This window comes from Clostridium sp. CAG:221 (assembly GCA_000435835.1).
Taxonomy (GTDB): Bacteria; Bacillota; Clostridia; order Clostridiales; family Clostridiaceae; genus Clostridium.
In genome coordinates, this window is sequence record FR883410.1 from 1 (window position 1) to 2,079 (window position 2,079).

Here is a 2,079-nt window from a genome sequence, read left to right on the forward strand (position 1 = left end):
GTTACCACCGTGAAAGGGTGGTGTCTTGACCGCTTGACCAAGGGGCCTAGGTTTTTCATTTCTCTGTCCTTCAGGGTTGTTCCCCCGAGCACATTAACTATGATACTTGAAATCTGAAAAAGTGTCAACACTTTTTCTTCATTTTTTTTATTTTTTTTTTATACCCCCTCATACAAATCCCTCTAATCTAGCATTTTTACTAGGTTTTCAGTATTCTTCAGCTTTTCTATAGCAAGACCATATCTTGATAAAATTCGTTCTTTTTCCTTAATTTCTTCTTGAATTTTATTAATTTCAAATTTACATATTTCTAAAAATTCTTTTTCTTCAACTACCTCAATAGATATATTAAATCCACTTTTTTTAAAATTTTGACCAGAAGCAATAATCTTTACTGGTATCTTATAATTAATAACAGCTAATATTTCTTTTTCCCAAATACCTCTCTTATTTACTTCATATTTATCCTTAAGTAAGTTTAAATTATCAAAGATAATATCAAGCTCAGCTTCTATACTTTCCAATAAAGCTTTATATAATGCTATAGATATTCCTCTATTAAGCTTTACTTTTAGAAAATCACTATACTTTATTAAAAATTCATCTATTTCTGTCTGTTTAATATACTCTACATCATCTTTTTTAAATACTTTTATACCAGTAGAACTTGGATAATTAACCACTACTTGATCGTAATTCATCCTGCGGACCTTAAATTCTCTTTCAAACTCCTCTAAGTCTTTATTAATTATTTTTGCTAACAATAATATCACCTCTTACCTAGTATTCCATAGTTTAATTACTTATATTACTGTGATAAAATCTAAATAAAATTAACTTTAATAATGAAAACCCACATTATTACTTAAGGAGTGTTTATTTTGATTCATCATGAATTATTAATTGTTGGCGGTGGCGCAGCTGGCTTAATGGCTGCTGTAACCGCAAAAGATTTTGGTATAGATGTTGCAATACTTGAAGCTACTGATAGGATTGGTAAAAAAATATTGGCTACAGGAAATGGACGCTGTAATATTTCTAATATTTCCATTGCAGAACCTTTTATTAATTATCATAGCAATAATGACAATTTTTATTATGAAACTTTAAAAAGTTTTTCTGTCAATGATACTTTAGATTTTTTCTTATCTTTAGGCCTTCCTATTATAGAATTACAAAGTAGCAAACTTTATCCACAATCTCTTCAAGCATCTTCAGTTGTGGATATCTTTAGATTAGCTTTAGAGGACAGAAATATTCCAGTTTATACAGAATGTAAAGTAAAAGATATCCACAGAGGAAAAGTTTTTAAGTTATCCACAAATAATGAAGCGTTAAAATTATTCACATGTGATAAACTACTTTTAACTTGTGGAGGAAAAACTGCACCTAAAACTGGATCTGATGGCACTGGATATTATTTATCAGAAAAACTAGGACATAATATAATACCTCAGCTTCCTGGAATCGTCCAGTTAAAGCTAGATTATCCTCATCTTAAATCACTATCTGGTGTAAAATTTGATGGATATGCTTCTTTACTTATTGATGGAAAAGAAGAGCGTAGATATTTTGGTGAAATATTATTCACAGATTACGGAATATCAGGTCCACCAATACTACAACTTTCTGGATTTGCATCACAAGCTTTATCCAAAGGTAAAAAAGCAGAAATAGTAGTAGATATGCTACCAAGATATACTGTTGAATCCTTAGAGGACTTTATTGAATGCCATTTTGCTATGCTTTCTTATAGACCTGTAATTGATGCTTTAATTGGCGTAATCAATAAAAAACTTATACCTACTGTATTAAAAGAAAGCAAGATAGAAGATTTACATATGCCTTGCTATGAACTTGATTGGAAGGAAAAAAAATCTCTTATTAATACTTTAAAAGAGTGGAAGTTTACCTGTGTAGGAACTAATGATTTTAACCAAGCTCAAGTGACCATTGGTGGCATAGATACTACTGAAGTAAATCCTTCAACACTAGAATCAAAACTTATTCCTGGCCTTTATTTTGCTGGCGAACTTTTAGATGTTCATGGTGACTGTGGTGGCTTCAATCTTCAATGGG

2 protein-coding genes are annotated in these 2,079 nt (G+C 30.5%); one reads left to right on the plus strand and one right to left on the minus strand.

What is annotated here, in order from left to right; genetic code table 11:
• Positions 1-182: 182 nt before the first annotated feature.
• Positions 183-764, minus strand: a complete 582-nt coding sequence (locus Q5O44_RS09945; RefSeq protein ID WP_022168266.1) for a hypothetical protein — start codon at positions 762-764, stop codon at positions 183-185.
• Between the two features lie 117 nt (positions 765-881).
• On the opposite strand from Q5O44_RS09945, the gene Q5O44_RS09950 reads away from it, so the two are divergent.
• The coding region (locus Q5O44_RS09950) for an NAD(P)/FAD-dependent oxidoreductase (protein ID WP_302637787.1) at positions 882-2,079 on the plus strand (1,198 nt) is incomplete at its 3' end.